The 22,843-nt window shown below is 70.9% G+C and carries 20 protein-coding genes; 14 read left to right on the top strand and 6 right to left on the bottom strand.

Annotated features, from left to right (window positions below; all coding sequences use genetic code 11):
* The first annotated feature begins 68 nt into the window (after window positions 1-68).
* The 3 genes from AQJ91_RS28005 (at window position 69) to AQJ91_RS27995 (ending at window position 3,191) form a co-directional block, all read left to right on the top strand.
* Window positions 69-845, top strand: a complete 777-nt coding sequence (locus tag AQJ91_RS28005; RefSeq protein WP_067027015.1) for a lysophospholipid acyltransferase family protein — start codon at window positions 69-71, stop codon at window positions 843-845.
* Entirely contained in the window at window positions 842-1,852 is a 1,011-nt protein-coding gene (locus tag AQJ91_RS28000; protein WP_067027013.1) for an NAD(P)H-dependent glycerol-3-phosphate dehydrogenase, read from the top strand. The genes AQJ91_RS28005 and AQJ91_RS28000 overlap by 4 nt, the downstream gene beginning before the upstream one ends.
* Window positions 1,853-2,033: 181 nt before the next feature.
* Window positions 2,034-3,191, top strand: coding sequence for a D-alanine--D-alanine ligase family protein (locus tag AQJ91_RS27995; RefSeq protein ID WP_067027011.1), 1,158 nt, complete (start codon window positions 2,034-2,036; stop codon window positions 3,189-3,191).
* 32 nt (window positions 3,192-3,223) lie between these two features.
* Here the strand turns inward: AQJ91_RS27995 and AQJ91_RS27990 are convergent, their stop codons facing one another.
* Both AQJ91_RS27990 and AQJ91_RS27985 read right to left on the bottom strand, forming a co-directional pair.
* The gene (locus tag AQJ91_RS27990; RefSeq protein ID WP_067027010.1) at window positions 3,224-3,742 is read right to left on the bottom strand and encodes a DUF3515 domain-containing protein; all 519 of its coding nucleotides are present in this window, start codon (window positions 3,740-3,742) and stop codon (window positions 3,224-3,226) included.
* 20 nt (window positions 3,743-3,762) lie between these two features.
* The gene (locus AQJ91_RS27985; protein WP_003997603.1) at window positions 3,763-3,996 is read right to left on the bottom strand and encodes an Lrp/AsnC family transcriptional regulator; all 234 of its coding nucleotides are present in this window, start codon (window positions 3,994-3,996) and stop codon (window positions 3,763-3,765) included.
* A gap of 206 nt (window positions 3,997-4,202) precedes the next feature.
* Between AQJ91_RS27985 and AQJ91_RS27980 the strand changes: the two genes are divergently transcribed.
* Complete coding sequence (locus AQJ91_RS27980) at window positions 4,203-5,168, top strand: thiamine-phosphate kinase (RefSeq protein ID WP_067027008.1); 966 nt, start codon at window positions 4,203-4,205, stop codon at window positions 5,166-5,168.
* The gene (gene thiD, locus AQJ91_RS27975) at window positions 5,165-5,980 is read left to right on the top strand and encodes a bifunctional hydroxymethylpyrimidine kinase/phosphomethylpyrimidine kinase (RefSeq protein ID WP_067027006.1); all 816 of its coding nucleotides are present in this window, start codon (window positions 5,165-5,167) and stop codon (window positions 5,978-5,980) included. Before AQJ91_RS27980 ends, thiD begins: the two co-directional genes overlap by 4 nt.
* 104 nt (window positions 5,981-6,084) lie before the next feature.
* Here thiD and rpmB read toward each other — a convergent pair whose 3' ends face one another.
* Window positions 6,085-6,270, bottom strand: coding sequence for a 50S ribosomal protein L28 (rpmB, locus tag AQJ91_RS27970; protein WP_004924906.1), 186 nt, complete (start codon window positions 6,268-6,270; stop codon window positions 6,085-6,087).
* 256 nt (window positions 6,271-6,526) lie between these two features.
* Here rpmB and AQJ91_RS27965 point away from each other — a divergent pair, with 256 nt between their 5' ends.
* Window positions 6,527-8,248, top strand: coding sequence for a DAK2 domain-containing protein (locus tag AQJ91_RS27965; RefSeq protein WP_067027004.1), 1,722 nt, complete (start codon window positions 6,527-6,529; stop codon window positions 8,246-8,248).
* 892 nt (window positions 8,249-9,140) lie between these two features.
* Here the strand turns inward: AQJ91_RS27965 and AQJ91_RS56065 are convergent.
* The gene (locus tag AQJ91_RS56065; RefSeq protein ID WP_234383023.1) at window positions 9,141-11,723 is read right to left on the bottom strand and encodes an ATP-binding protein; all 2,583 of its coding nucleotides are present in this window, start codon (window positions 11,721-11,723) and stop codon (window positions 9,141-9,143) included.
* Window positions 11,720-13,549: an HSP90 family protein gene (locus AQJ91_RS27950; RefSeq protein ID WP_079085241.1), complete on the bottom strand. Its 1,830-nt coding sequence runs from the start codon at window positions 13,547-13,549 to the stop codon at window positions 11,720-11,722. Before AQJ91_RS27950 ends, AQJ91_RS56065 begins: the two co-directional genes overlap by 4 nt.
* 167 nt (window positions 13,550-13,716) lie before the next feature.
* Between AQJ91_RS27950 and AQJ91_RS27945 the strand changes: the two genes are divergently transcribed.
* The 8 genes from AQJ91_RS27945 (at window position 13,717) to mutM (ending at window position 22,429) form a co-directional block, all read left to right on the top strand.
* Window positions 13,717-16,845: a helicase-related protein gene (locus AQJ91_RS27945; RefSeq protein WP_067027000.1), complete on the top strand. Its 3,129-nt coding sequence runs from the start codon at window positions 13,717-13,719 to the stop codon at window positions 16,843-16,845.
* Between the two features lie 602 nt (window positions 16,846-17,447).
* Window positions 17,448-18,035 carry a 16S rRNA (guanine(966)-N(2))-methyltransferase RsmD gene (gene rsmD, locus AQJ91_RS27940; protein WP_067026998.1) on the top strand — a complete coding sequence of 196 codons (588 nt, stop codon included), beginning with the start codon at window positions 17,448-17,450 and terminating at the stop codon, window positions 18,033-18,035.
* Between the two features lie 26 nt (window positions 18,036-18,061).
* Entirely contained in the window at window positions 18,062-18,541 is a 480-nt protein-coding gene (gene coaD / locus AQJ91_RS27935; RefSeq protein WP_067026996.1) for a pantetheine-phosphate adenylyltransferase, read from the top strand.
* 58 nt (window positions 18,542-18,599) lie between these two features.
* Window positions 18,600-19,676, top strand: coding sequence for an ATP synthase F0 subunit B (locus AQJ91_RS27930; RefSeq protein ID WP_067026994.1), 1,077 nt, complete (start codon window positions 18,600-18,602; stop codon window positions 19,674-19,676).
* Window positions 19,677-19,827: 151 nt separating this feature from the next.
* Window positions 19,828-20,481 carry a YceD family protein gene (locus tag AQJ91_RS27925; RefSeq protein WP_067026992.1) on the top strand — a complete coding sequence of 218 codons (654 nt, stop codon included), beginning with the start codon at window positions 19,828-19,830 and terminating at the stop codon, window positions 20,479-20,481.
* A gap of 2 nt (window positions 20,482-20,483) precedes the next feature.
* Complete coding sequence (gene rpmF, locus AQJ91_RS27920) at window positions 20,484-20,657, top strand: 50S ribosomal protein L32 (protein ID WP_003951102.1); 174 nt, start codon at window positions 20,484-20,486, stop codon at window positions 20,655-20,657.
* A 7-nt stretch (window positions 20,658-20,664) separates the two neighbouring features.
* On the top strand, window positions 20,665-21,492 hold the full coding sequence (gene rnc / locus AQJ91_RS27915; protein ID WP_067026990.1) for a ribonuclease III: 828 nt from the start codon (window positions 20,665-20,667) through the stop codon (window positions 21,490-21,492).
* 76 nt (window positions 21,493-21,568) lie between these two features.
* Window positions 21,569-22,429 (top strand): bifunctional DNA-formamidopyrimidine glycosylase/DNA-(apurinic or apyrimidinic site) lyase, encoded by an 861-nt coding sequence (gene mutM, locus AQJ91_RS27910; protein ID WP_067026988.1) that lies wholly within the window; start codon window positions 21,569-21,571, stop codon window positions 22,427-22,429.
* On the opposite strand, the gene AQJ91_RS27905 is transcribed toward mutM, so the two are convergent.
* Window positions 22,402-22,803 (bottom strand): winged helix-turn-helix transcriptional regulator, encoded by a 402-nt coding sequence (locus AQJ91_RS27905; protein WP_067026987.1) that lies wholly within the window; start codon window positions 22,801-22,803, stop codon window positions 22,402-22,404. The genes mutM and AQJ91_RS27905 overlap by 28 nt on opposite strands.
* Between the last annotated feature and the right edge of the window lie 40 nt (window positions 22,804-22,843).

Genomic DNA, 22,843 nt, shown 5'->3' with positions numbered 1-22,843 from the left:
TTCTCGACAGACCGGCGGCCTGGGGCGACACTTGTGCGGCCCCCCAGGCCCTAGAGGAAGGTGTCCGCGTGCCCCGCCGCAGAATCGGGTTCTGGTACCGCTTCGCAGCGGTCCTCTGCAAACCGCCGCTGGTGGTTCTGATCAAGCGGGACTGGCGCGGAATGGAGCACATTCCGGCCGAGGGCGGATTTATCACCGCGGTGAACCACAATTCGCACATTGATCCCTTCGCGTACGCGCACTTTCAGTACAACACCGGCCGCGTTCCTCGATTCCTCGCGAAGAGCGGGCTTTTCCGGGAGGGATTCGTCGGCGCCGCGATGCGGGGCACCGGGCAGATCCCCGTCTACCGCGAGAGCACGGACGCGCTGAGCGCCTTCCGGGCCGCGATCGACGCCGTGGACCGCGGTGAATGCGTCGCCTTCTATCCCGAGGGCACCCTCACCCGCGACCCGGACGGCTGGCCCATGACAGGCAAGACGGGCGCCGCCCGGGTCGCCCTGCAGACCAAGTGCCCGGTGATTCCGGTCGCCCAGTGGGGCGCCAACCACCTGCTGGCGCCGTACGCCAAGAAGCCCGACCTCCTGCCGCGCAAGACCCACCACGTGCTCGCGGGCCCGCCCGTGGACCTCGCGCGCTTCTACGACAAGGAGATGACCCCGGAACTCCTCAAGGAGGCGACCGAGGTCATCATGGCCGCCGTCACTCGCCAGCTGGAGGAGATCCGCGGCGAGAAGGCGCCCGAGACGCCGTACGACCCGCGCCGTGAGCGGATCGAGCAGCGCCGCAAGACCCGCTCGCAGACACAGCCGAAGGTGGAACAGGAAGAGGGGCAGGGCACGTGAGCAAGCCTGTCAAGGCGGCCGTATTCAGCGCCGGTTCGTGGGGCACGGCCTTCGGCATGGTGCTCGCGGACGCGGGGTGCGAGGTCACTCTCTGGGCGCGCCGCCCGGAGGTCGCGGAAGCGATCAACTCCACCCGCACGAACCCCGACTACTTCCCCGGTGTCGAACTCCCGGAGCGCGTACGGGCCACCACGGACCCCGCCGAGGCCGCCGCCGGCGCCGACTTCACCGTCCTGTCGGTGCCCTCGCAGACGCTGCGCGCCAACCTCGCCCAGTGGACGCCGCTGCTCGCGCCGGACACGGTCCTGGTCTCCCTGATGAAGGGCGTCGAGCTGGGTACGACCATGCGGATGAGCGAGGTCATCCAGGACGTCGCCAAGGTCGGCGCCGACCGCATCGCCGTGGTCACCGGACCCAACCTCGCCCGGGAGATCGCCTCCCGCATGCCGGCCGCCGCCGTGGTCGCCTGCACCGACGAGGCCGTCGCCCAGCGCCTCCAGGCCGCCTGCCACACGCCGTACTTCCGGCCGTACACCAACACCGACGTCGTCGGCTGCGAACTGGGCGGTGCGGTGAAGAACGTCATCGGTCTCGCCGTGGGCATCGCGGACGGCATGGGCCTGGGCGACAACGCCAAGGGGTCCCTGATCACGCGTGGTCTCGCCGAGACGACCCGGCTGGGTCTGGCGATGGGCGCCGACCCGCTGACCTTCTCCGGACTCGCCGGCCTGGGCGACCTGGTGGCGACCTGCTCGTCCCCGCTGTCCCGCAACCACACCTTCGGCACCAACCTCGGCAAGGGCATGACGCTGGAGGAGACCATCGCGGTCACCAAGCAGACCGCCGAGGGCGTCAAGTCCTGTGAGTCCGTGCTGGATCTGGCCCGCCGGCATGGTGTCGACATGCCGATCACCGAGACGGTCGTCGGCATCGTGCACGAGGGCAAGCCTCCGGTGGTCGCGCTCAAGGAGCTGATGTCGCGCAGCGCGAAGCCCGAACGACGCTGAGCAACGCCCGCCCTCTTTTTTCGCTCGTTCGCCTACGGGCGCTTCAGCCGGTGTCGAGGGCGCGATCGTGCTCAGCCCTTCGGGCCTCCGCGCGTTCGCGCCCTCGACACCGGCGCGCCCTCCGGCTCACTCGCCGGGCACGCTGTATCAGGGCACTACCAACGGGTACTCTCAACGCGATATGAGCACCGAGAACCTCCCCCAGAGCCCTGAGCAGTCGCCTCGCAAGCCGCGCGTGGCCGTCGTGTTCGGCGGGCGCAGCAGCGAACACGGAATCTCCGTGGTCACCGCCGGCGCGGTGCTGCGTGCCATCGACCGGACGAAGTACGACGTCCTGCCGATCGGCATCACCCAGGACGGCCGTTGGGCGCTGACCGCCGACGAGCCGGAGCGCATGGCGATCACCGACCGCCGTACGCCCAGCGTCGAGGAGCTGGCCGACTCGAGCGAGGGCGGCGTGGTGCTCCCCGTCGACCCCCGGAACCGCGAAGTCGTCTACAGCGAGCCCGGATCGGTACCCAAGGCGCTCGGCGACGTCGACGTCGTCTTCCCCGTCCTGCACGGCCCCTACGGCGAGGACGGCACCCTGCAGGGCCTGCTGGAGCTCTCCGGCGTCCCGTACGTGGGTTCGGGCGTGCTCGCCTCGGCCGTCGGCCAGGACAAGGAGTACATGAAGCGGGTCTTCACGTCGTTCGGGCTCAAAGTGGGCCCCTACGTGGTGATCCGGCCGCGTGAGTGGCAGCCGGACGAGTCGGCCGCCCGCAAGAAGATCGTCGACTTCGCCGGCGAGCACGGCTGGCCGCTCTTCGTGAAGCCCGCGCGCGCGGGCTCGTCGATCGGCATCACCAAGGTCGACGACCTCTCGGGCTTGGACGAGGCGATCGCCGAGGCCCAGCGGCACGACCCGAAGATCCTGGTCGAGGCGGCGCTCAGGGGCCGCGAGATCGAGTGCGGCGTCCTGGAGTTCGAGGACGGCCCGCGCGCCTCGGTCCCCGCCGAGATCCCGCCGCCGGACACGCACGCGTACTACGACTTCGAGGCCAAGTACATCGACTCCACGCCCGGCATCGTCCCGGCGCCGCTGACGTCCGAGGAGACGGCGGAGGTGCGGCGCCTCGCGGTGGACGCGTTCGAGGCGGCGTCCTGCGAGGGGCTCGTGCGGGCCGACTTCTTCCTCACGGAAGACGGCGAGTTCGTGATCAACGAGATCAACACGATGCCCGGCTTCACACCGATCTCGATGTACCCGGCGATGTGGCAGGCGAGCGGGATCAGCTACGAGGAGCTGGTGGACAAGCTGATCCAGGCGGCACTGCGCAGGCCGACGGGACTGCGCTGAGCCTCGTACCGGACTGCTGAGACTCGTACCGATCAGTTGGCGATTCCTTCGGGGATCGCCTTCTTGATGGCCGACGCCAGATCAACCAGCACGGTCGAGGTGTTCCCGCCCTTCGCCACGGTCACCTCGACGTAGGCCCTGCGCAGGGCGCTGGTGAACCGTACGGCCCCGGCGTCCCCGTCGGTGGCGGTCTCCATCAGCCAGCGGACGCCGTTCACACCGCCCCCTATCGCCTCCGGGTCATTGCCCGTGGCCACCTTCGGGTCGACCATCTTCGGCGGCTGTTCGACACCGCACCGCAGTATGATCGCCGAGTTCCCCCAGCCCGCGGTCAGCGCGGATGCGGGCTCGGGATCCTCACGGCTCTCTCCGTCCACCTCGGCCGGCAGGACCTTGTCCAGGTTCTGGCACAGCTCGGTGACCTTCGCGTCCGGGCTGGGAACCGGCGTCGATGTGGTGTCGTCTGCTGATGAGCAGCCTGTTGCGGTGATCAGCAGGGCGAGTGCGGGCAGCCCGATGAAGGTGCGGTGCCGGTGACGGAAAGAGTTCACCGGCCAAGGGTAGACGGGGACTACAGATGGACGACCGGACAGGTCAGGGTGCGGGTGATGCCGTCCACTTGCTGGACCTTCGCGACCACCATGCGGCCGAGGTCGTCGACGGTGTCGGCTTGGGCGCGCACGATGACGTCGTACGGTCCTGTCACGTCCTCAGCCTGGATGACTCCCGGGATCTTGCTGATCGTCTCGGCGACGGTCGACGCTTTGCCGACCTCCGTCTGGATCAGGATGTACGCCTGTACCACGGAACCTCCAGGGCGGCCACGAGGATCATGTGGGGAAAAGGAACGCCACGGTATCGCGTCGCCGCTCGCCGCGGGGAGACCTGCGGCGACCGGGGCTTGCGCGCCGGGGTGCAGGCACGACAGAAGTTGACGTACACCTCGACGGTATCGAGGACAGTAGTGACGCGCGACCGGGTGCGAACAGGGACAGAAGGGGCGTAAGGGCAATGAAGGGCACTGTTGGTGAGCTCGGTGAGTTCGGGCTCATCAGGGAGCTCACCTCCCGTCTCACCACCACCCCGGCGGTCCGGGTCGGCCCCGGCGACGACGCCGCGGTGGTGGCCGCACCCGACCGCAGGGTGGTCGCCAGCACCGACATCCTGCTGGAGGGCCGGCACTTCCGGCGCGACTGGTCCACGGCCTACGACGTGGGTCGCAAGGCCGCCGCGCAGAACCTCGCGGACATCGCCGCCATGGGTGCCGTACCGACCGCGCTGCTGCTCGGCCTCGTCGTGCCCGCCGAACTCCCGGTGACCTGGCCGTCCGAGCTGATGGACGGGTTGCGCGACGAGTGCCAGGTCGCGGGCGCTTCGGTGGTCGGCGGAGACGTCGTACGCGGCGACTCGATCATGGTGTCGATCACCGCGCTCGGCGATCTGCGCAACCAGGAGCCCGTCACGCGGGGCGGCGCGCAGCCCGGCGACATCGTCGCGGTGACCGGCTGGCTGGGCTGGTCCGCGGCCGGGTTCGCCGTCCTGTCCCGCGGGTTCCGCTCGCCCCGCGCCTTCGTGGAGGCCCACCGGCGTCCCGAGCCGCCGTATCACGCCGGCCCCGCGGCCGCCGGTCTTGGCGCCACCGCCATGTGCGACGTGAGCGACGGGCTGATCGCCGACCTCGGGCACATCGCCGAGGCCAGCAAGGTCCGCATCGACATCCGCTCCGGTGCGATCGACATCCCGTCCCAGATGAACGACATCGGGCAGGCCGTCGGCGTCGACCCGATGCAGTGGGTGCTGACCGGGGGAGAGGACCACGCGATCGTGGCGACGTTCCCGTCGGACGTGAAGCTGCCCGCCCGGTGGAAGGTGATCGGCGAGGTACTCAACCCGTCGGCGCTGCCCCAGGTGACGGTGGACGGGGCGCCCTGGACCAGCAAGGGCGGCTGGGACCACTTCGGGGACATCGAGTCATGAGCGCCCCGCCGTGTGTGCTGACGGTCGCCGGCTCCGACTCCGGTGGCGGGGCCGGGATTCAGGCCGACCTGAAGACGATGCTCGCGCTCGGTGTGCACGGCATGAGCGTGATCACCGCGGTCACGGCCCAGAACTCCCTCGGCGTACAGGGCGCTTGGCCGCTGCCGGTGGCGGCGGTGCGGGCGCAGTACCGCAGTGTCGTGGACGACATCGGGGTGCGGGCCGTCAAGACCGGCATGCTCGCCTCGGCCGAACTCGTCGAGACGGTGGCCGAGTTGATCGCCGGGACGGACGCGCCCGCCGTGGTCGACCCGGTGGGCGTGTCGAAGCACGGGGACCCGCTGCTCGCCGCGTCCGCGCTGGACTCCGTACGCACGAAGCTGCTGCCGGTCGCGACCGTGGCGACGCCGAACCTCGACGAGGTGGCGCAACTCACCGGGGTGCACGTCGAGTCCGAGGCGCAGATGCGCCGGGCCGCGGCGGCCGTGTTGGCGTACGGCCCGCGGTGGGTGGTGATCAAGGGCGGCCATCTCGCCGGGGATGCAGGGCGGGTGGGTGGGAACCAGGCTGTCGACCTGCTGACCGACGGCTCCGAGGAGCACTGGCTGCGTTCTCCTCGTCACGACAACCGGCACACCCATGGCACCGGCTGCACCCTCGCGTCGGCGATCGCGTCGCAGCTCGCGAAGGGGCGGTCCGTGCCGGAGGCGGTGACGGCGGCCAAGGAGTACGTCACCGGGGCGATCGCGGCCGGGTTCGCGCTCGGCGGGGGGATCGGGCCGGTGGATCACGGGTGGCGGTTCCGGGCCTGACGGTGATCAGACTGGCGATGATCATGCATAGCAAAAAGCCGGTCCACACGAGGTGGACCGGCTTAGTGCAGCGAACCAGCAGTGGCCGCGCGCTTAGCTGTGCGTCAGCGCGAGACCTTGCCGGCCTTGATGCACGAGGTGCAAGCGTTCACGCGCTTCGGCGTCCCGCCGACCACGGTACGGACGCGCTGGATGTTGGGGTTCCAGCGACGGGGCGTACGGCGGTGAGAGTGCGAGATGTTGTTGCCGAAGCCCGGCCCCTTGCCGCAGACGTCGCAGTTGGCAGCCACGGGTCACTCCAAAGACTTCAGATGCACTTACGGTTGATCCCGGCAGGCCGGGATCGAGATCGTAGGATCAGAGATCTGAGTGGCGTTGCCAGGGGGAATGGCCCGATTGGATCGGGCAACCGGAGCAGCATACAACGACTGCGCCAGTAGAACGAAACTACCATGCCTGCTCAGGGGCCCGCGCCCGGCCCTCTTCCGGCGGACAGGGACCCTGGGTCTACGCTGCGTCCACGTCCAGCAGCTCAAGGAGGCGCAGGTGGCGCAGGTGCCGCAGACATTCTTCGATGCTCTCGCGGTGCGCACCTGGTGCGGTCTCGCGCTGGAGGCGCTCGGGCGGGCGCGCGAGGAGATCGACGCGATCAACGTCTATCCCGTGGCCGACGGGGACACCGGCACGAACCTCTATCTGACGGTGGAGTCGGCGGTCGCGGCGGTGGAGGCCGTGTTCGCGGGCCATGAGGTCGGCGCCGTGCAGGTGGGGGCCGCCGGGAAGCCGACGCTGGCCGATGCCGTACGGGCGATGGCGCACGGGGCGCTGATAGGGGCCCGGGGGAACTCCGGGACGATCCTGGCGCAGCTGCTGCGGGGGATGGCTCAGGTGCTCGCCGCCGACGGCGAGACGCCTCATACGGACGATTCGGGTCTGCGGCTGGCCCTGCGGCATGCCGCCGACTCCGCTCGTCATGCCGTGGCCCATCCCGTCGAGGGCACGGTCCTCACCGTCGCCTCGGCCGCCGCCGACGCGGCCGGCGGGGCCGAGGGCGACTGCGGGACCGTGGCACGGGCCGCCTATGAGGGTGCGCGCGCGGCCCTTGCCGCTACGCCGGGGCAGCTGGCCGTTCTGGAGCGTGCCGGGGTCGTGGACGCGGGCGGGCGGGGGCTGGTGGCGGTGCTGGCGGCACTGGTGGAGACGTTCACGGGGGAGGCGCCGCGGGCGGTGGCGTCTGTCGCCGGTCCCGTTCATGGTCAGGTGTCCCGGGTGAGTGGGGGAGCGGCGGAAGCGGCGGCAGCCCTCGATGAGTGTGCTGACAGTCCGGCAGGTTCGGAGACGGGTGGGCCCGCCTTCGAGGTGATCTATCTCCTGGAGGCCGAGGACGCGGCCGTGGACCGGCTGCGGGAGCGGCTCGACGCCCTCGGAGACTCGCTCGTCGTGGTCGGCGGCGACGGGCTGTGGAACGTGCATGTGCACGTGGACGACGCCGGGGCCGCCGTGGAGGCGGGCGTCGAGGCCGGGCGGCCGTACCGGATCCGGATCACCCACTTCGGGCTCGGCGACGTGCACACCACCGGCGGCGAGCGGCCGCCCCGGGAGCGCGCCCAGCGTGCCGTGGTGGCCGTGGTACCGGGCGAGGGGCTGGCCGGGCTGTACACGGAGGCCGGCGCGACCACCGTGCTCGCGCGCCCCGGGGAGCTGCCCGCGAGCGGGAAGCTCGTGGACGCCGTACGGCGGGCCCACGCGCGCGAGGTCGTGCTGCTGCCCAATGACGCCGACCTGCGGCACACCGCGGCCGCGGCGGCCGAGCAGGCCCGCGCGGAGGGCATCCGGGTGGCCCTGATCCCGACGCGCTCCGCGGTCCAGGGCATCGCCGCGCTCGCCGTGCACGAGCCCGAGCGGCGGTTCGACGAGGACGTCGTGTCGATGACCTCGGCGGCCGGCGCCACCCGCTACGCCGAGGTCGCCGTAGCCGAACGCCAGTCCTGGACCATGGCCGGCATCTGCCAGGCCGGGGACGTCCTCGGCCTCATCGAGGGCGATGTGGCCGTGATCGGCGCGGACGTCACCGCCACCGCCGAGATGGTCCTCGACCGTATGCTCGCGGCCGGCGGCGAACTCGTGACGCTGGTCCTCGGCGACGAGGCGCCCGAGTCCATCGCCCAGCACCTCGAGGCACGCGTGCGTGAGTCGTACCTCGCCGTCGACACGGTGGTGTACCGGGGCGGCCGCCAAGGGGCGCTGCTGCTCATCGGGGTCGAGTAGACCCCCTCAGTCCTCCTGGTCCTTCTGCTCCGCCACGACCTTGAGCATCTGTTCGGCCTCCGCCCGCCGTCCCCTGGCCGTCTCGTCCTCGTGGCCGGCCCCGTCGTACGCCGCCAGCACCGCACGCGCGCGTACCGCCGCTGCCGCCGGGCGGCTCAGGTCGGCCTCCAGCCAGCCGGCGGCGAGTTCGGCACCGGTGCGGCCGTGCAGGGCGTCGTCCCCGAGGGCGGCGAACACGGTGACGGCCGCCGTCATCTGGGCGAGGGCCTCCTCCAGTGCGGCCCGGATGGAGTCGTCCTCGTCGTCCTCCGCGGCGGTACGGGCGAGCAGGTCGCCGAACTGCCGGTGGGTATGGCCGAGTTCGGCGACGAGCCGCTCCTGCATCTCCTCGTCGGCCGCCGCGTCGAGCGCCGCCGCGCACTCCCGCACGGCTCCCGCCATCAACTCCCGTGCCGCGTCGGTCCCGTCCTCCGTGCGCAGCGCCAGCCACGCGCGGGCGCGCAGGGAACGGACCAGGCCGTGGACGTTGCCGAGGGTGCGCCACAGCTCGCCCGCGCGCGCGTACGCCTGGTCGGCGTCGGCGTGCAGGCCGGCGTGGCCGAGGGACTCGGCGGCGAGGTGCGCGAGTGTCGCGTGGTCGTGCTGCTCGGGCCAGTGCCGGGCGATCTCCGCGGCCTGCAACCGCCGTTCGGCGGCCGCGCGGTGTTCACCGAGCTCGCTGAGACAGTCGCCGAGCCACCACTGCGTCTGTACGACGGCTCCATCGCCGTGCGTCTCGGCGCTCAGGTCGGGCAGCGCCGACTCCAGTACCTCGGCGGCCTCGGCGCATCGTCCCTGCCGGAGCAGGAAGCCGCCGAGCTGGTGCCGCGCCCAGGCCCCGAGCGTCGGCCCCTCACCGGCCTCGTCGGCCCAGTGGGCGGCCTCCAGGGCGTGTTCGGCGGCCTCCTCGGACAGTCCCCGGCCGCCGACGACCTCGGCGAGCTGCAGGTGCAGCTGGGCCCGCCCGACCGCTTCCAGATGCGGCCCGCCGTGCTCCAGGGCCGCCCGCAGCGCCCGCTCGGCCCCGGCGATGTCGCCGAGATGATGCGCGAGCCCGGCCAGCCGTGCCTCGTACTCGACCGCGAACCAAGGCAGTTCCGCCCTCACGAACGCCTCCGCGGCCCGCCCGAACAACTCCGCGGCCGTCTCCAGCTCCCCGGCGAGCGCAGCCAGTTCGGCGAGCATCGCCTGCGCCTCCGCACCCCGCGAGACCAGCCGGACGTCGTCCCCGGCGTACCCGCCGACCAACGCGAGCACTTCCCGCACGGCTGCCTCGGCGTGGGCCAGTGCGGTGTCGATGGGGGAGTCGGGTGATCGGGACGGGGTTCCCTGCGGAGACGTCGTCCTGGAGGGCTCCGGTGGGGGAGGGGCGGTGGGTCGGGGGAGCGGAGTCGGGGGAGCTGTCGGGCGCGACTGCGTCGCCCGGGGAGGCATCGCCCGGGATGGCGTTCCTGGGGGAGGGGTCGGCCGGGAGCGTGTTGCCAGGGGCGCTGTCAGCCGCGGCTGTGCCGTCCGAGGAGGTCTGGGCCGGGATGGCGCTCTCGGGGGACTTGTCAGCCGTGGCTTCTGTGTCGCCCGAGGGAGCTTCGGCTGGGGTGGCGCCCTTTGGGGAGCCGTCGGGCGCGATCGTGCCGCCTGCGGGCGTACCGCCCGAGATTGCGTCCCCGGTGGACCGGCCGGCCGGGATTGTGTCGCCAGGGAACCCGTCTGCGTCCCCTGCGGAATCGATGCTGCCCAGGGCGGCGGCGTCCCTGGGGAAGTGATCGTCCGGGAGCAGGTCGCCGGAGTGGCCGTCGGCCGTGGCCGTGTCGTCCGCAGGGGCGTCGGCAGGGGCCGCTCCTCCCGAGGTCTCTCCGGCCTCATGCACCCGTCGCATCAGGATCCGCGCCCGGCCCATCAGTACCGACGCGGTCTGCCGTACGCCGGTGCCCTCCTCGGCGTGGAGCGCGAGGACCTGGTCGTACGGCTCTTCGACCGCCGCGACCGCGTCCGCCACGTGCCCGGTGAGGGCGCGTACGTACGCCGCACGCGTGCGTGCCGCCAGCGCTTCGCCGGGGTCGCCCGCCTCGGCGTAGAGCTCGGCGGCGTGTTCGAAGAGTTCGACGCCCTCGGGGCCCAGGTCCATCGCTCGGTGGTCGGCGATCTCCGCGCGGTCGCGGGCGGCCAGTTCGGCGCCCTCGGCGGCCCGGGAGACGGCCGCCCACGCCTCGACGGCGTTGGGCTGCAGCGTGTCCGACAGCCGCCGTGCCTCGGCGAGCAGCGCGGGCAGGTCCGCCTCCGGAGCAGGGGCCGGAGGCGTGGCCGCCGCTGCCGGCGTCGGCCGCGCCGCGCGTACGCCCAGCGGCAGCCGTTCCACCAGCGGGCGCTGCGCCATACGCGCGCGTGCCCGCTCGCTGACGTGCGGTGTGCCGTTGCGCTCGTCGAAGCGTCCCGCCAGCGCGAAGGCCTCCGCACGCGCGTGTGCGGCGAGTTCGCGCGCGGTCCAGGTGCGGTCGGCCGGTCCGGGCACCCGCTGCTCGCCGAGCCCGAGCTCGGTCAGCCGCTCCATGAGCAGCGCAACGACGGCCATGAACTCCAGCTTGCTGCGCGGATGCCCGGTGTCCGTGAAGTACGCCGGCCGCTCCGCGAGCAGCTCGAGGCCGCGCGCCTCGTTGCCGGTCAGCGCGCAGAACTCCACGTGGTCCGCGTAGGCGCCGCGCATGCTCTCCATGGACCGTACGAGCCGGAAGCCCCGCAGATGGTTGGCGCGCGCGTCGTCCGGGCGGCCCAGCCGCAGCAGGGGCACCAGGGAGGACGCGAGGACGGTGTGCGGCTCGTGCGCGCACGTGAACTCGCCCTCCAGGACCGGCCCCCAGAGCTCCAGCGCCTCGGTGTCCCGGCCCCGCTCCGCCTGCCACCAGCCCTGCCCGTGCAGCTCGCACGCGTGACAGTCGGCCATGTTGTCCCGGTCCGCGGCAAGCCAGGCGGCGTACGCCCGCTCGGCCCGAGTCATGTCACCGACATGCGCGGCGACACTGAACTCGGCGCTGCGCACGGCCCGTTCGGAGTGCCCGGCGAGCCGGTAGCGGTGCTCCATCTCACCGAGCCACTTCTCGACGGAGGCCAGCGGAACGTGCGGCTGGTCGAGCATGCCGGACGACATCCACTTGAAGACCCAGTGCAGCGAGTGGGTCTCGTACTCGTCGAAGTCCTCGGGCCGTTCGTCCCACATGCGCAGCAGGCGCGCGAAGGGGACGAACATCTTGTCCTTCTCGGAGCTGTAGTTGTAGACCTTCAGCTGGTGTCCGAGCGCCTCGATCACGGCGAGCGGGATGTTCAGCTTCTCGGCCTCGGCGAGCAACTGCTCCGCGCGCGCGTTGCGGGCCGGACCCTCCGGCTGCTCGGCGTTCTCCGCCATCGCCTGGCGGAAGGAGTCGAAGTCCGTGATCTCGCTCATCGACGGCCCTCCTCGCCGTTCGTGGCCCACTCCAGGAGGCCGATGAAGGCCCGGTTCAGCAGCGCCGAGTCCGCGGGCCTCAGCGGCCGCTGCGCCATCAGCAGCGCCTGCCCGTACAGGGACTCCGTGGCGGTGCCGATCAGCTCCGGGTCACCGAGTGAACTGATCCTGCGGATCAGCGGGTTGAGATGGTTGAGCACGAGACGCGCGCGTGGCGCGCTGCCGCGCAGCGAGCCCAGGATGCCCGCCCACAGGTCGTCGGCCTGCGCCTCGGCCTCCGCGCGGGCCTGCTCGTGCCGGGCCGCCCGGTCGTCCAGGTGCAGCGCGGGCACGGAGAGGGGATGGAAGGCGCGCAGGACGACGTCACAGCCCAGCGGGTCGAGCTTCGCCCGCGTGGCCGCCAGGAAGCCCGACAGGGCCAGCTCCTCGGCCGGATCGACGGCGTCCAGGTGGGCGGTCACGGTGTCCGCGTCCAGCTCGGCGACCACCGTCCCCGGCCGCACCGACGGCAGCGCCTCGACCAGCTCGCTGTCGTACGTGTAACCGCCGTTGATCACCCCGACGCCCTGCGCGGACGCGATCGGCGCGACCTGCCGGTACTCCTCGACCGTCCGCGTGAAGTGCACCACCGGGTGCCGCTGCGCGAACTCCTCCAGGGACAGCCGCCCGTCGGTCGTCTCGAAGGGCAGCCACGGCAGCATCGTCCGCAGCATCTCCTTGTCGTGCCGCGCCAGCGACTTGACCCCCAGGTGGTGCACGTCCAGGAAGGCCGCCAGCCGCTCCGGATCCCCGGCCGCCAGCCCCGTCAGCCAGGCCCGGATCCGCTCGCCCAGCGCCTCCCGTACGGCGGCCAGCGTCTCGTCCTCGTACAGCGACTCGCGCGACGCCGTGGGCCGCAGGCTGTCCGTGTCGAGGACGCAGCGCACGAAGAACGCCCAGTCGGGCAGCAGCTGTTCGGCGCGCTCGGTCAGCAGCATGCCCTTGAGGTGGACGCGGTGACCCGCCCGCTGGGCCGGGCTGACCGCCGACGGCAGGACGTACGCCATTCCGCGGATCCCGGCGAGCGGCACGTCCAGCTCGATCGAGTCCAGCGGCGTGAACCCGAACAGGTCGTGACAGTGCCGCGCCAGGGCCACCCTCCGGGTGGCGGGGCTCGGATACGACCGGTCCCAGGGTGCCGGCAGATCGGTGACCGCCTCGCCGCCCACCCGCACGTCGTACGGCAGTAGTGACCCGAAGTCCCGCGCCAGCGCCAGCACCCGCTCCTCGGCCAGCCACTCGGCGGCGCCGGCCCGCGCCACCAGGTGCACGGTGGTGCCCGGTTCGGTGCGGGCGTCGTCCGGCAGCGTCCGCACGGTGTACGAACCGTCGTCCGTCGCCGTCCACTCCACGGGCGGCGCGTGCGGCGTACGGGCGCTGCGGCTGACCACCCGGATCCGCTCGGCGACCACGAAACAGGCCAGCAGACCGATGCCGAACTGGCCCAGGAAGTCGGAGCGCGCCTCCTGCAGCCCCTCGGCACGCTTGGAGCTGCGCCCGATCGTGGCAAGGAGGTTGTGCACGTCGGACTCGGTCAGCCCGATCCCGGAGTCCTCGACGCGCAGGGCGCCGCCCTCGGCGTGCAGCCGCACCACGGCCGGGGCGCCCGGCTCCTCGGCGCGCCGGGCGGTGACGGCGTCCACCGAGTTCTGCAGCAGCTCGCGCAGATAGACCTTGGGGCTGGAGTAGAGGTGATGGGAGAGCAGGTCCACCAGACCACGCAGGTCGACCTGGAACGTATGAGGTGACTGTGGTGCCTGAGATGACTGTGAGGTCTGGGAATCCATCGTCACAGCGCCGCGGGTGGGGGAGGTCGACGGCGCGGGGTCGGGCGGTCCCGGTGGGGCGGTGACCGCGGAAGGATGGCCGGAGCGCGCCATCCTAGGGCTCGAACCAGCCGTCTGACCAGGGGTTTCCCGAGACGTATACGGGATTGTCAGTGTCGTGGTGTGCAATGGATCTCGTGCCCGCACTGGAAGAACCACTGAAACAACCGCTCAAGTCAGTGCTCGGCCCCGCCACCGCGAAGGTGATGGCCGAGCACCTCGGCCTGCACTCCGTCGGCGACCTCCTGCACCACTATCCGCGCAGATACGAGGAGCGCGGCCAGCTCACCCATCTCGCCGACCTCCCCATGGACGAACACGTCACGGTGGTCGCCATGGTCGCCGACGCCCGCCTGCACACCTTCGCCTCCGCCAAGGCCCCGCGCGGCAAGGGCCAGCGCCTGGAAGTCACGATCACGGACGGCAGCGGCCGCCTCCAACTGGTCTTCTTCGGCCACGGCGTGCACAAGCCCCACAAGGAGCTCCTGCCGGGCACGCGCGCGATGTTCGCGGGCAAAGTCTCCGTCTTCAACCGCCGCCTGCAACTGGCGCACCCGGCGTACGAGTTGCTGCGCGGCGACGCCGAGGAGACGGTCGAGACCTGGGCCGGCGCCCTGATCCCGATCTATCCCGCCACCGGCAAGCTGGAGTCCTGGAAGATCGGCAAGGCCGTCCAGACGGTCCTGCCCAGCGCCCAGGAGGCCATCGACCCGCTCCCGGACTCCCTGCGCGAGGGCCGTGGCCTGGTCGCCCTCCCCGAGGCCCTCCTCAAGATCCACCGCCCGCACACCAAGGCGGACATCGAGGACGCCCGCGCCCGCCTCAAGTGGGACGAGGCCTTCGTCCTCCAGGTCGCCCTCGCCCGCCGCCGTCATGCCGACGCCCAACTCCCGGCGGTGGCCCGAAAACGCAAGCCCGACGGCCTCCTCACCGCCTTCGACGACCGCCTGCCCTTCACCCTCACCGACGGCCAGCAGAAGGTCTCCAGGGAGATCTTCGACGATCTGGCGACGGAGCATCCGATGCACCGCCTGCTCCAGGGAGAGGTGGGTTCGGGGAAGGCCCAGCCGCTCGATTCGCTCGTGCTCGCACCCACCGGTTTCCGTCGTATGGGGGACTTGAGGGTGGGAGACGAGGTTGTCGTGCCGGATGGGGAGATCGCGCTGATCGACGGCGTCTTCCCGCAAGGAGAGCGTGATGTCTGGCGGCTGGTGCTGTCCGATGGCAGCTCGGTCGAGTGCGACGACGAGCATCTCTGGATCGTCGGTACGAGTTGCGGGTGGCACAGTGGTCAGGCCCCCAAGGTCATGACGACTCGGGAGATTCGTCTCGACCTCTTCAATACGGACGGACACTCGAAGTGGTACCTCCCGGCGGCCACTCCGGTTGATCTGGGAGACGATTCCGGACTGCCCCTTGATCCGTACCTGTTCGGTCTCCTTCTGGGAGGCGGATCATTCCGGTACAACCTGCGTCTCGCCACCGTGGACGACGAGATCCGTGACGTGATTCAAGCGCTGCGCAAACTGAGTCTTTGGGGCGTGACATCGCACGGTAAATTCGTTCCCGAGGAATTCAAAAACACTTCGATCAAGAACCGTCTCGCCCTGTTGCAAGGACTACTTGACACCGATGGCACCATCCAGAGGGATGGCATGAGCATCTCGCTCTGCTCTGCCTCGCGCAGGCTTGCGGACGATGTTGCCTGGCTCGTGCGTTCGCTCGGCGGCCGGGCGCGGGTCCTGACGCAGAAGGACGCTTTCAACGTCTCTGTGGCCCTGCCCGACGAGTACGCTCCGTTCCGGCTCACCCGCAAGGCCGACCGTGTGCAGGATCGGCCGAAATACAGTACATTTCGGCGCGGAATTCGGGCGGTCGAGCGCGTGGGGCGGAAGCCTGTTCAGTGCATCAGCGTCGCCCACCCCAGCCACGCCTACATCACCGACCACTTCACCGTCACCCACAACACGATGGTGGCCCTGCGCGCCATGCTCGCCGTCGTCGACGCGGGCGGACAGGCCGCGATGCTGGCGCCCACCGAAGTGCTCGCCCAGCAGCATCACCGGTCGGTCGTCGAGATGATGGGCGAGCTGGCCGAGGGCGGGATGCTGGGCGGGGCGGACAACGCCACCAAGGTGGTGCTGCTCACCGGCTCCATGGGCGCGGCCGCCCGCCGCCAGGCGCTGCTCGACCTGGTCACCGGCGAGGCCGGGATCGTGATCGGCACGCACGCGTTGATCGAGGACAAGGTCCAGTTCCACGACCTGGGCCTGGTCGTCGTCGACGAACAGCACCGCTTCGGCGTCGAGCAGCGCGACGCCCTGCGCGGCAAGGGCAAGCAGCCGCCCCATCTGCTCGTCATGACCGCGACGCCCATCCCGCGCACGGTCGCCATGACCGTCTTCGGCGACCTGGAGACATCGGTCCTGGACCAGCTCCCGGCCGGGCGTTCGCCGATCGCCAGCCATGTCGTCCCCGCCGCCGACAAGCCCCACTTCCTGGCCCGCGCGTGGGAGCGCGTGCGCGAAGAGGTGGAGAACGGCCATCAGGCATACGTCGTCTGCCCGCGCATCGGCGACGACATCGATGAACCGGCCGACCCGAAGAAGGCCAGGAAATCCCCCGAGGACGAGGCCGAGAAGCGCCCGCCGCTCGCGGTCCTGGACGTGGCCGACCAACTGGCCAAGGGCCCCCTGACCGGCCTCAAGGTCGAGGTCCTGCACGGCCGTATGCACCCCGACGACAAGGACGCGGTCATGCGTCGCTTCACCGTCGGCGAGACCGACGTCCTGGTCGCCACGACGGTCATCGAGGTCGGCGTCAACGTGCCCAACGCCACGGCGATGGTGATCATGGACGCCGACCGCTTCGGCGTCTCCCAGCTCCACCAGTTGCGTGGCCGAGTCGGCCGTGGCTCGGCCCCCGGCCTCTGCCTCCTGGTCACCGAGATGCCGGAGGCGAGCGCGGCCCGCCAGCGCCTGAACGCCGTGGCGTCCACCCTCGACGGCTTCGAGCTCTCCCGCATCGACCTCGAACAACGCCGCGAGGGCGATGTCCTCGGCCAGGCCCAGTCCGGCGCCCGCACGTCGCTGCGCATGCTGGCGGTCATCGAGGACGAGGAAATCATCGCCGAGGCCCGCGAGGAGGCGGCGACAGTGGTCGCCGCGGACCCCGAACTGGACTGCCTGCCGGGGTTGCGCACGGCTTTGGAGGCTCTGCTGGACGAGGAGAGGGAGCAGTATCTGGACAAGGGGTGAGGGGGGCGGGGTGTGGGCTCGCTGCCGAGGGGCTGAGTGGAGCACATGGGCCGAGCGGAAGCTGGACGTGGCTGCCGACCGGCGAGATGGGCCGTGAATCGGCGATGCGGTCCACGCGCCGGGGGCCGGGCGCGGGGGTAGGTGCGCGAGGCAAGGCACGCAGACCGGCGGACCGGCCCCCGGGGAGCCAAAGCCCGCCCCGGTGGACACCAGGCGGCCGTCAGGCGGCGAAGGCTGAGAGACTGGAGGCGCACCCCGCCCGAACGGCAGCCACCCTGGCGACCACCCACTCGGCAGCCGCCAGGGCACCCGCCCCGAGGCAGCCCGGGCACCAGCGCCAGGGCAGCCACCGAAACAACCGCCCGCAAGGCAGCCACCTGGGCACCTCGCCCCCCCGGCAGCCGCCCAGAGAGGCTCATCCCAGCGGTGACCACCCGGGCACCGCAACCCCGAGCCCTGCCCGAGCCCCACCCGGGCACCGAAACCGCACCGCCCGGAACCATCGCACCCCGAACCACACCGCAGAACCTCGAACCGCCCCCGCACCACCCCAACACACCCCCACTCCATCCCAACCACGCACACCGACAAGGACCCAGGACATGACCCGCGTGATCGCCGGACGGGCCGGTGGACGTCGGCTGGCCGTTCCGCCGGGGAACGGCACCCGCCCTACCTCCGACCGGGCGCGGGAGGGGCTGTTCTCCACCTGGCAGGCCCTGCTCGGCGGGCCCCTGGACGGCGAGCGGGTGCTCGACCTGTACGCCGGTTCCGGTGCCGTCGGGCTGGAGGCACTGTCCCGCGGTGCCGGCCACACCCTCCTCGTGGAGGCCGACGCCCGAGCCGCCCGTATCGTCCGGGAGAACGTGAAGAGCCTGGGCCTGCCCGGCGCCGAGGTGCGGGCCGGCAAGGCCGAGCAGGTGATCCGGACGTCGGCGCCGACACAGCCGTACGACATCGTCTTCCTCGACCCCCCGTACGCCGTCTCGGACGACGATCTTCGGGAGATCCTGCTCACACTCCGTACGGAAGGCTGGCTCGCGGACGATGCGCTCGTCACCGTGGAGCGCAGCACCAGAGGCGGCGAATTCCGCTGGCCTGACGGCTTCGACGCGATCCGGGCCCGCCGCTACGGCGAGGGCACGTTTTGGTACGGTCGCGCCGCCTCTACGTGCGAAGACGCACGATGACCGGACCGGAGAGCGAGGGATCTCAAGTGCGCCGCGCCGTCTGTCCCGGGTCATTCGACCCGATCACCAACGGACACCTAGACATCATTTCCCGCGCCTCCAGACTGTACGACGAGGTCTACGTCGCAGTCATGATCAACAAGGCCAAGAAGGGCCTGTTCGAGATCGACGAGCGGATCGACCTGATCGGCCAGGTCACCGCCGAGTACGGGAACGTCCGGGTCGAGGCCTTCCACGGCCTCCTCGTCGACTTCTGCAAGCAGCGCGACATTCCGGCCATCGTGAAGGGCCTGCGCGCGGTGAGCGACTTCGACTACGAACTGCAGATGGCCCAGATGAACAACGGCCTGTCGGGTGTCGAGACGCTCTTCGTGCCGACCAACCCCACCTACAGCTTCCTCTCCTCCTCCCTGGTCAAGGAGGTCGCGACCTGGGGCGGCGACGTCTCCCACCTGGTGCCGCCGGTGGTTCTCGACGCTCTCAACCAGCGTCTGCGCCAAGGCTGAACGGGCTACAGTCGTCCCGTCCGTCTCCGAAAACAGCTGTAGAGAGTGGCGAGCACAGGTGGACGTGCAGAACAAGCTCGACGAGATCGTGTCCGCGGTCTCCGGTGCCCGGTCGATGCCCATGTCGGCCTCGTGCGTGGTCAACCGCGCCGAACTGCTCGCGATGCTCGAAGAGGTGCGCCAGGCCCTGCCCGGCTCCCTCGCGCAGGCCCAGGAGCTGATCGGCGACCGCGAACAGATGGTCGAGCAGGCCCGCCAGGAGGCCGAGCGGATCATCGAGCACGCGCACGCCCAGCGCGGCTCCCTGATCTCCGACACAGAGGTCGCCCGCCGCTCCCAGGCCGAGGCCGACCGGATCCTCGCCGAGGCCCGCAAGGAGGCCGAGGACGTCCGCGCCGAGGCCGACGACTACGTCGACTCCAAGCTCGCCAACTTCGAGGTCGTCCTCACCAAGACCCTCGGCTCGGTGGGCCGCGGCCGCGAGAAGCTCCTCGGCACCGGCCCGGGCGTCGACGAGCAGGGTTACGTGGACCCTGAAGACGACGACGTCCCCGAGCGCAGCCACGACCCGGAGACCCTGCGCCGCAGCGCCGACGAGTACGTCGACGTGAAGCTCGGCGCCTTCGAGGCGGTCCTCGCCAAGACCCTGGAGGCCGTCGGCCGCGGCCGCCAGAAGCTGCACGGCCGGATCGCCACGGACGACCTCGGCGCTCTCGCCGACGACATCTCGACCGTCCAGCACTCCAGCGACGCCGACTACCTGGCCGACCTCGCCGCCCTTGCGGAGGCCGACAACCCGGCCGCCCCGACGGCCCCGGCCGAGCAGCCCGCCCAGCCGCAGTACGACCCGCAGCCCGCCTACGGCTACCAGCAGCAGCCCGACCCCTACGGCGGCTACCAGCAGCAGTACGCCGGCCAGCAGGACCCGTACGGCTACCAGCAGGCCGACCCGTACGCCTACCAGGGCTACGACGCCCAGCAGGCGCCGTACGACCAGACCGCGGCCATGGACAACCCGCAGCAGGCCCAGCAGGGCGCTCCGGGATACGCCCTCGACGAGACCAGCCTCTTCGACACGAGCATGATCAGCGCGGAGCAGCTGAGGGCGTACGAACAGGGGCGCGGCAACGGCTGAAGCCCAGGTGCCGACCGGGAGCGCACACCGGATTGGGCCGTGAGCGAAAGGTCCAGTATCCTGGCTCTTCGGTCGCGCGTACGTCCGCGATCAACGCTGCCCGGGAACACCGAAGGGCGGCGTGCCTGAGCTCAGAAGATCGAAAGCAGGAATGGCTCTGAACGCCCGCCTCGACCACCGCAACCCTCTCGTGTTCGACACACACGAGCTGGGGCGGCGTCCTGGCGCGCTGCAGCGCCTGACCCGCGAGATCGCCGCTCCCCAGGATCTCGGGATCCAGGGAGTGATCGGAGTACCGGAAGGCGCCCCGGTGGAGCTCGAACTCCGGCTCGAGTCGGTCATGGAAGGGGTGCTTGTCACAGGCACCGCCCGTGCACAGGCCGAGGGGGAGTGCGTAAGGTGTCTGGAGCCGCTCGAGCTCGAACTCGAAGCGGACTTCCAGGAGATGTTCTCGTACCCTGACGCCGACGACCGGGGCCGCCCCAAGGCGGAGCCGGCCGACGACGCCGAGGAAGATGAGGACAGGCTCTTCATCGAGGACGGCCTGTTCGACCTCGAACCCGTGCTGCGTGACGCGGTGGTGCTCGCACTGCCGATGCAGCCGGTGTGCCGGGAAGACTGCCCAGGACTGTGCGCCCAGTGCGGTGCCCGCCTTGCGGACGATCCGGACCACCACCATGACGCCGTCGACATCCGTTGGGCGGCACTGCAGGGACTCGCCGGTTCACTCGGAGACGGCGAGAAGGACGAGATGAGCGGCGGCGCGCCTCGATCAGCACGCGCCGACGAGAAGCAGGAGAAGTAGCCGTGGCTGTTCCGAAGCGGAAGATGTCGCGCAGCAACACGCGCCACCGCCGGTCGCAGTGGAAGGCTGCGGTCCCCACCCTGGTTGCGTGCGAGCGCTGCCACGAGCCCAAGCAGCAGCACATCGCGTGCCCGTCTTGCGGCACCTATAACAAGCGCCAGGTACTCGAGGTCTGAGCGGCTGGTGAGAGGCACTGTGTCCACGCCAAAGAAGCAGTCCCCCCGTGTGAGCGGGAGCGGACCGGCGGACAGCCAGGCCTCGTCCCACACGCTGTTGGAAGGGCGGCTCGGGTACAAGCTCGAGTCCGCCCTTCTGGTGCGTGCGCTGACCCACCGTTCGTACGCATACGAGAACGGCGGCCTGCCGACCAACGAGCGCCTGGAGTTCCTCGGGGACTCCGTCCTCGGCCTCGTGGTCACGGACACGCTGTACCGCACCCACCCCGACCTGCCCGAAGGCCAGCTGGCCAAGCTGCGGGCCGCGGTGGTCAACTCGCGTGCGCTGGCGGAGGTCGGCCGCGGGCTCGACCTGGGCTCCTTCATCCGGCTCGGCCGCGGTGAAGAGGGCACGGGCGGCCGGGACAAGGCGTCCATCCTTGCCGACACCCTGGAAGCGGTGATCGGTGCGGTCTATCTCGACCAGGGTCTGGACTCGGCGGCGGAGCTGGTGCACCGCCTGTTCGACCCCCTGATCGAGAAGTCCTCGAACCTCGGAGCCGGCCTGGACTGGAAGACCAGTCTCCAGGAGCTCACCGCGACCGAGGGGCTCGGCGTGCCCGAGTACCTGGTCACGGAGACCGGCCCCGACCACGAGAAGACCTTCACTGCTGCCGCCCGCGTCGGAGGCGTCTCGTACGGCACCGGCACCGGCCGCAGCAAGAAGGAGGCGGAGCAGCAGGCCGCGGAATCCGCGTGGCGGTCCATCCGGGCCGCGGCGGACGAGCGCGCCAAGGCGGTGGCCGAGAAGGCCGCCGAGGACGACGACGAAGACCCGACGTCCGTCTCCGCCTGACCGAACAGCGCATGCCGAGCGCCCGTCCCCACCGGGGCGGGCGCTCGGTTCATCCACCGGTAGTCACGGGGGTCCCATGCCCGAGTTGCCCGAGGTCGAGGTCGTCCGGCGCGGCCTGGAGCGGTGGGCCGCCCACCGCACCGTCGCCGACGCCGAGGTGCTGCACCCGCGCGCGGTACGCCGTCACCTGGCCGGCCCCGATGACTTCGCGCATCGCCTCAAGGGCCACCGCATCGGCACACCCAGCCGTCGCGGCAAGTACCTGTGGCTGCCCCTGACGGACACCGACCAGTCGGTCCTGGCCCACCTCGGCATGAGCGGCCAGCTCCTGGTCCAGCCGCACGCGGCACCGGACGAGAAACACCTGCGCATCCGCATCCGCTTCGCCGACACCCTGGGAACGGAACTCCGCTTCGTCGACCAACGCACCTTCGGCGGCCTGTCGTTGCACGACAACACCCCCGACGGTCTGCCCGACGTCATCGCGCACATCGCCCGCGATCCCCTCGACCCGCTCTTCGACGACGAGGCGTTCCACCAGGCCCTGCGCCGCAAGCGCAGCACCATCAAACGGGCCCTGCTCGACCAGTCGTTGATCAGCGGCGTCGGCAACATCTACGCGGACGAGGCCCTTTGGCGCGCCCGCATCCACTACGACCGCCCCACCGCCACCTTCACCCGCCCGCGCACGGCCGAACTCCTGGGCCACGTGCGGGACGTGATGAACGCCGCGCTCGCCGTCGGCGGCACCAGCTTCGACAGCCTGTACGTCAACGTCAACGGTGAGTCGGGCTACTTCGACCGCTCGCTCGACGCGTACGGCCGCGAGGGACTGCCGTGCAAGAGGTGCGGTACGCCGATGCGCCGGCGCCTCTGGATGAACCGGTCCAGCTACTTCTGCCCGAAGTGTCAGAGGGCGCCGCGGGTCTCGTCGTAGCGTCGGCGGGCGTCGAGCACGTCGGCCATGTGCCCTTCCACGAAGTGGATGAGGCCGATCAGGCGCTTGGCGACCTCGCGGCCCAGCGGGGTCAGTTCGTAGTCCACGCGGGGCGGGTTCGTCGGCTGGGCCTCGCGGTGCACCAGGCCGTCGCGCTCCAGCGCGTGCAGGGTCTGGGACAGCATCTTCTCGCTCACGCCGTCGACACGACGGCGCAGTTCGTTGAAGCGCAGCGAGCCCTCGTACAGGGCGCCGAGCGTGAGCGCGCCCCAGCGTCCCGTGAGGTGCTCCAGGGTGATGCGCGAGGGACAGGCCTTGGCGAACACGTTGAACGGGAGGTCCAGCGCCTCGCTGTGTTCCTGCGTGGTGTCCATATCCCAAGCGTACGTGAACGCAGCGCTAACCAACAGGTTG

Source organism: Streptomyces dysideae (genome assembly GCF_001514305.1).
In the GTDB taxonomy this organism is placed as follows: domain Bacteria; phylum Actinomycetota; class Actinomycetes; order Streptomycetales; family Streptomycetaceae; genus Streptomyces; species Streptomyces dysideae.
The sequence above is the reverse complement of the archived record's forward strand: the minus strand, read 5'-3'. Positions and strand labels throughout refer to the sequence as shown.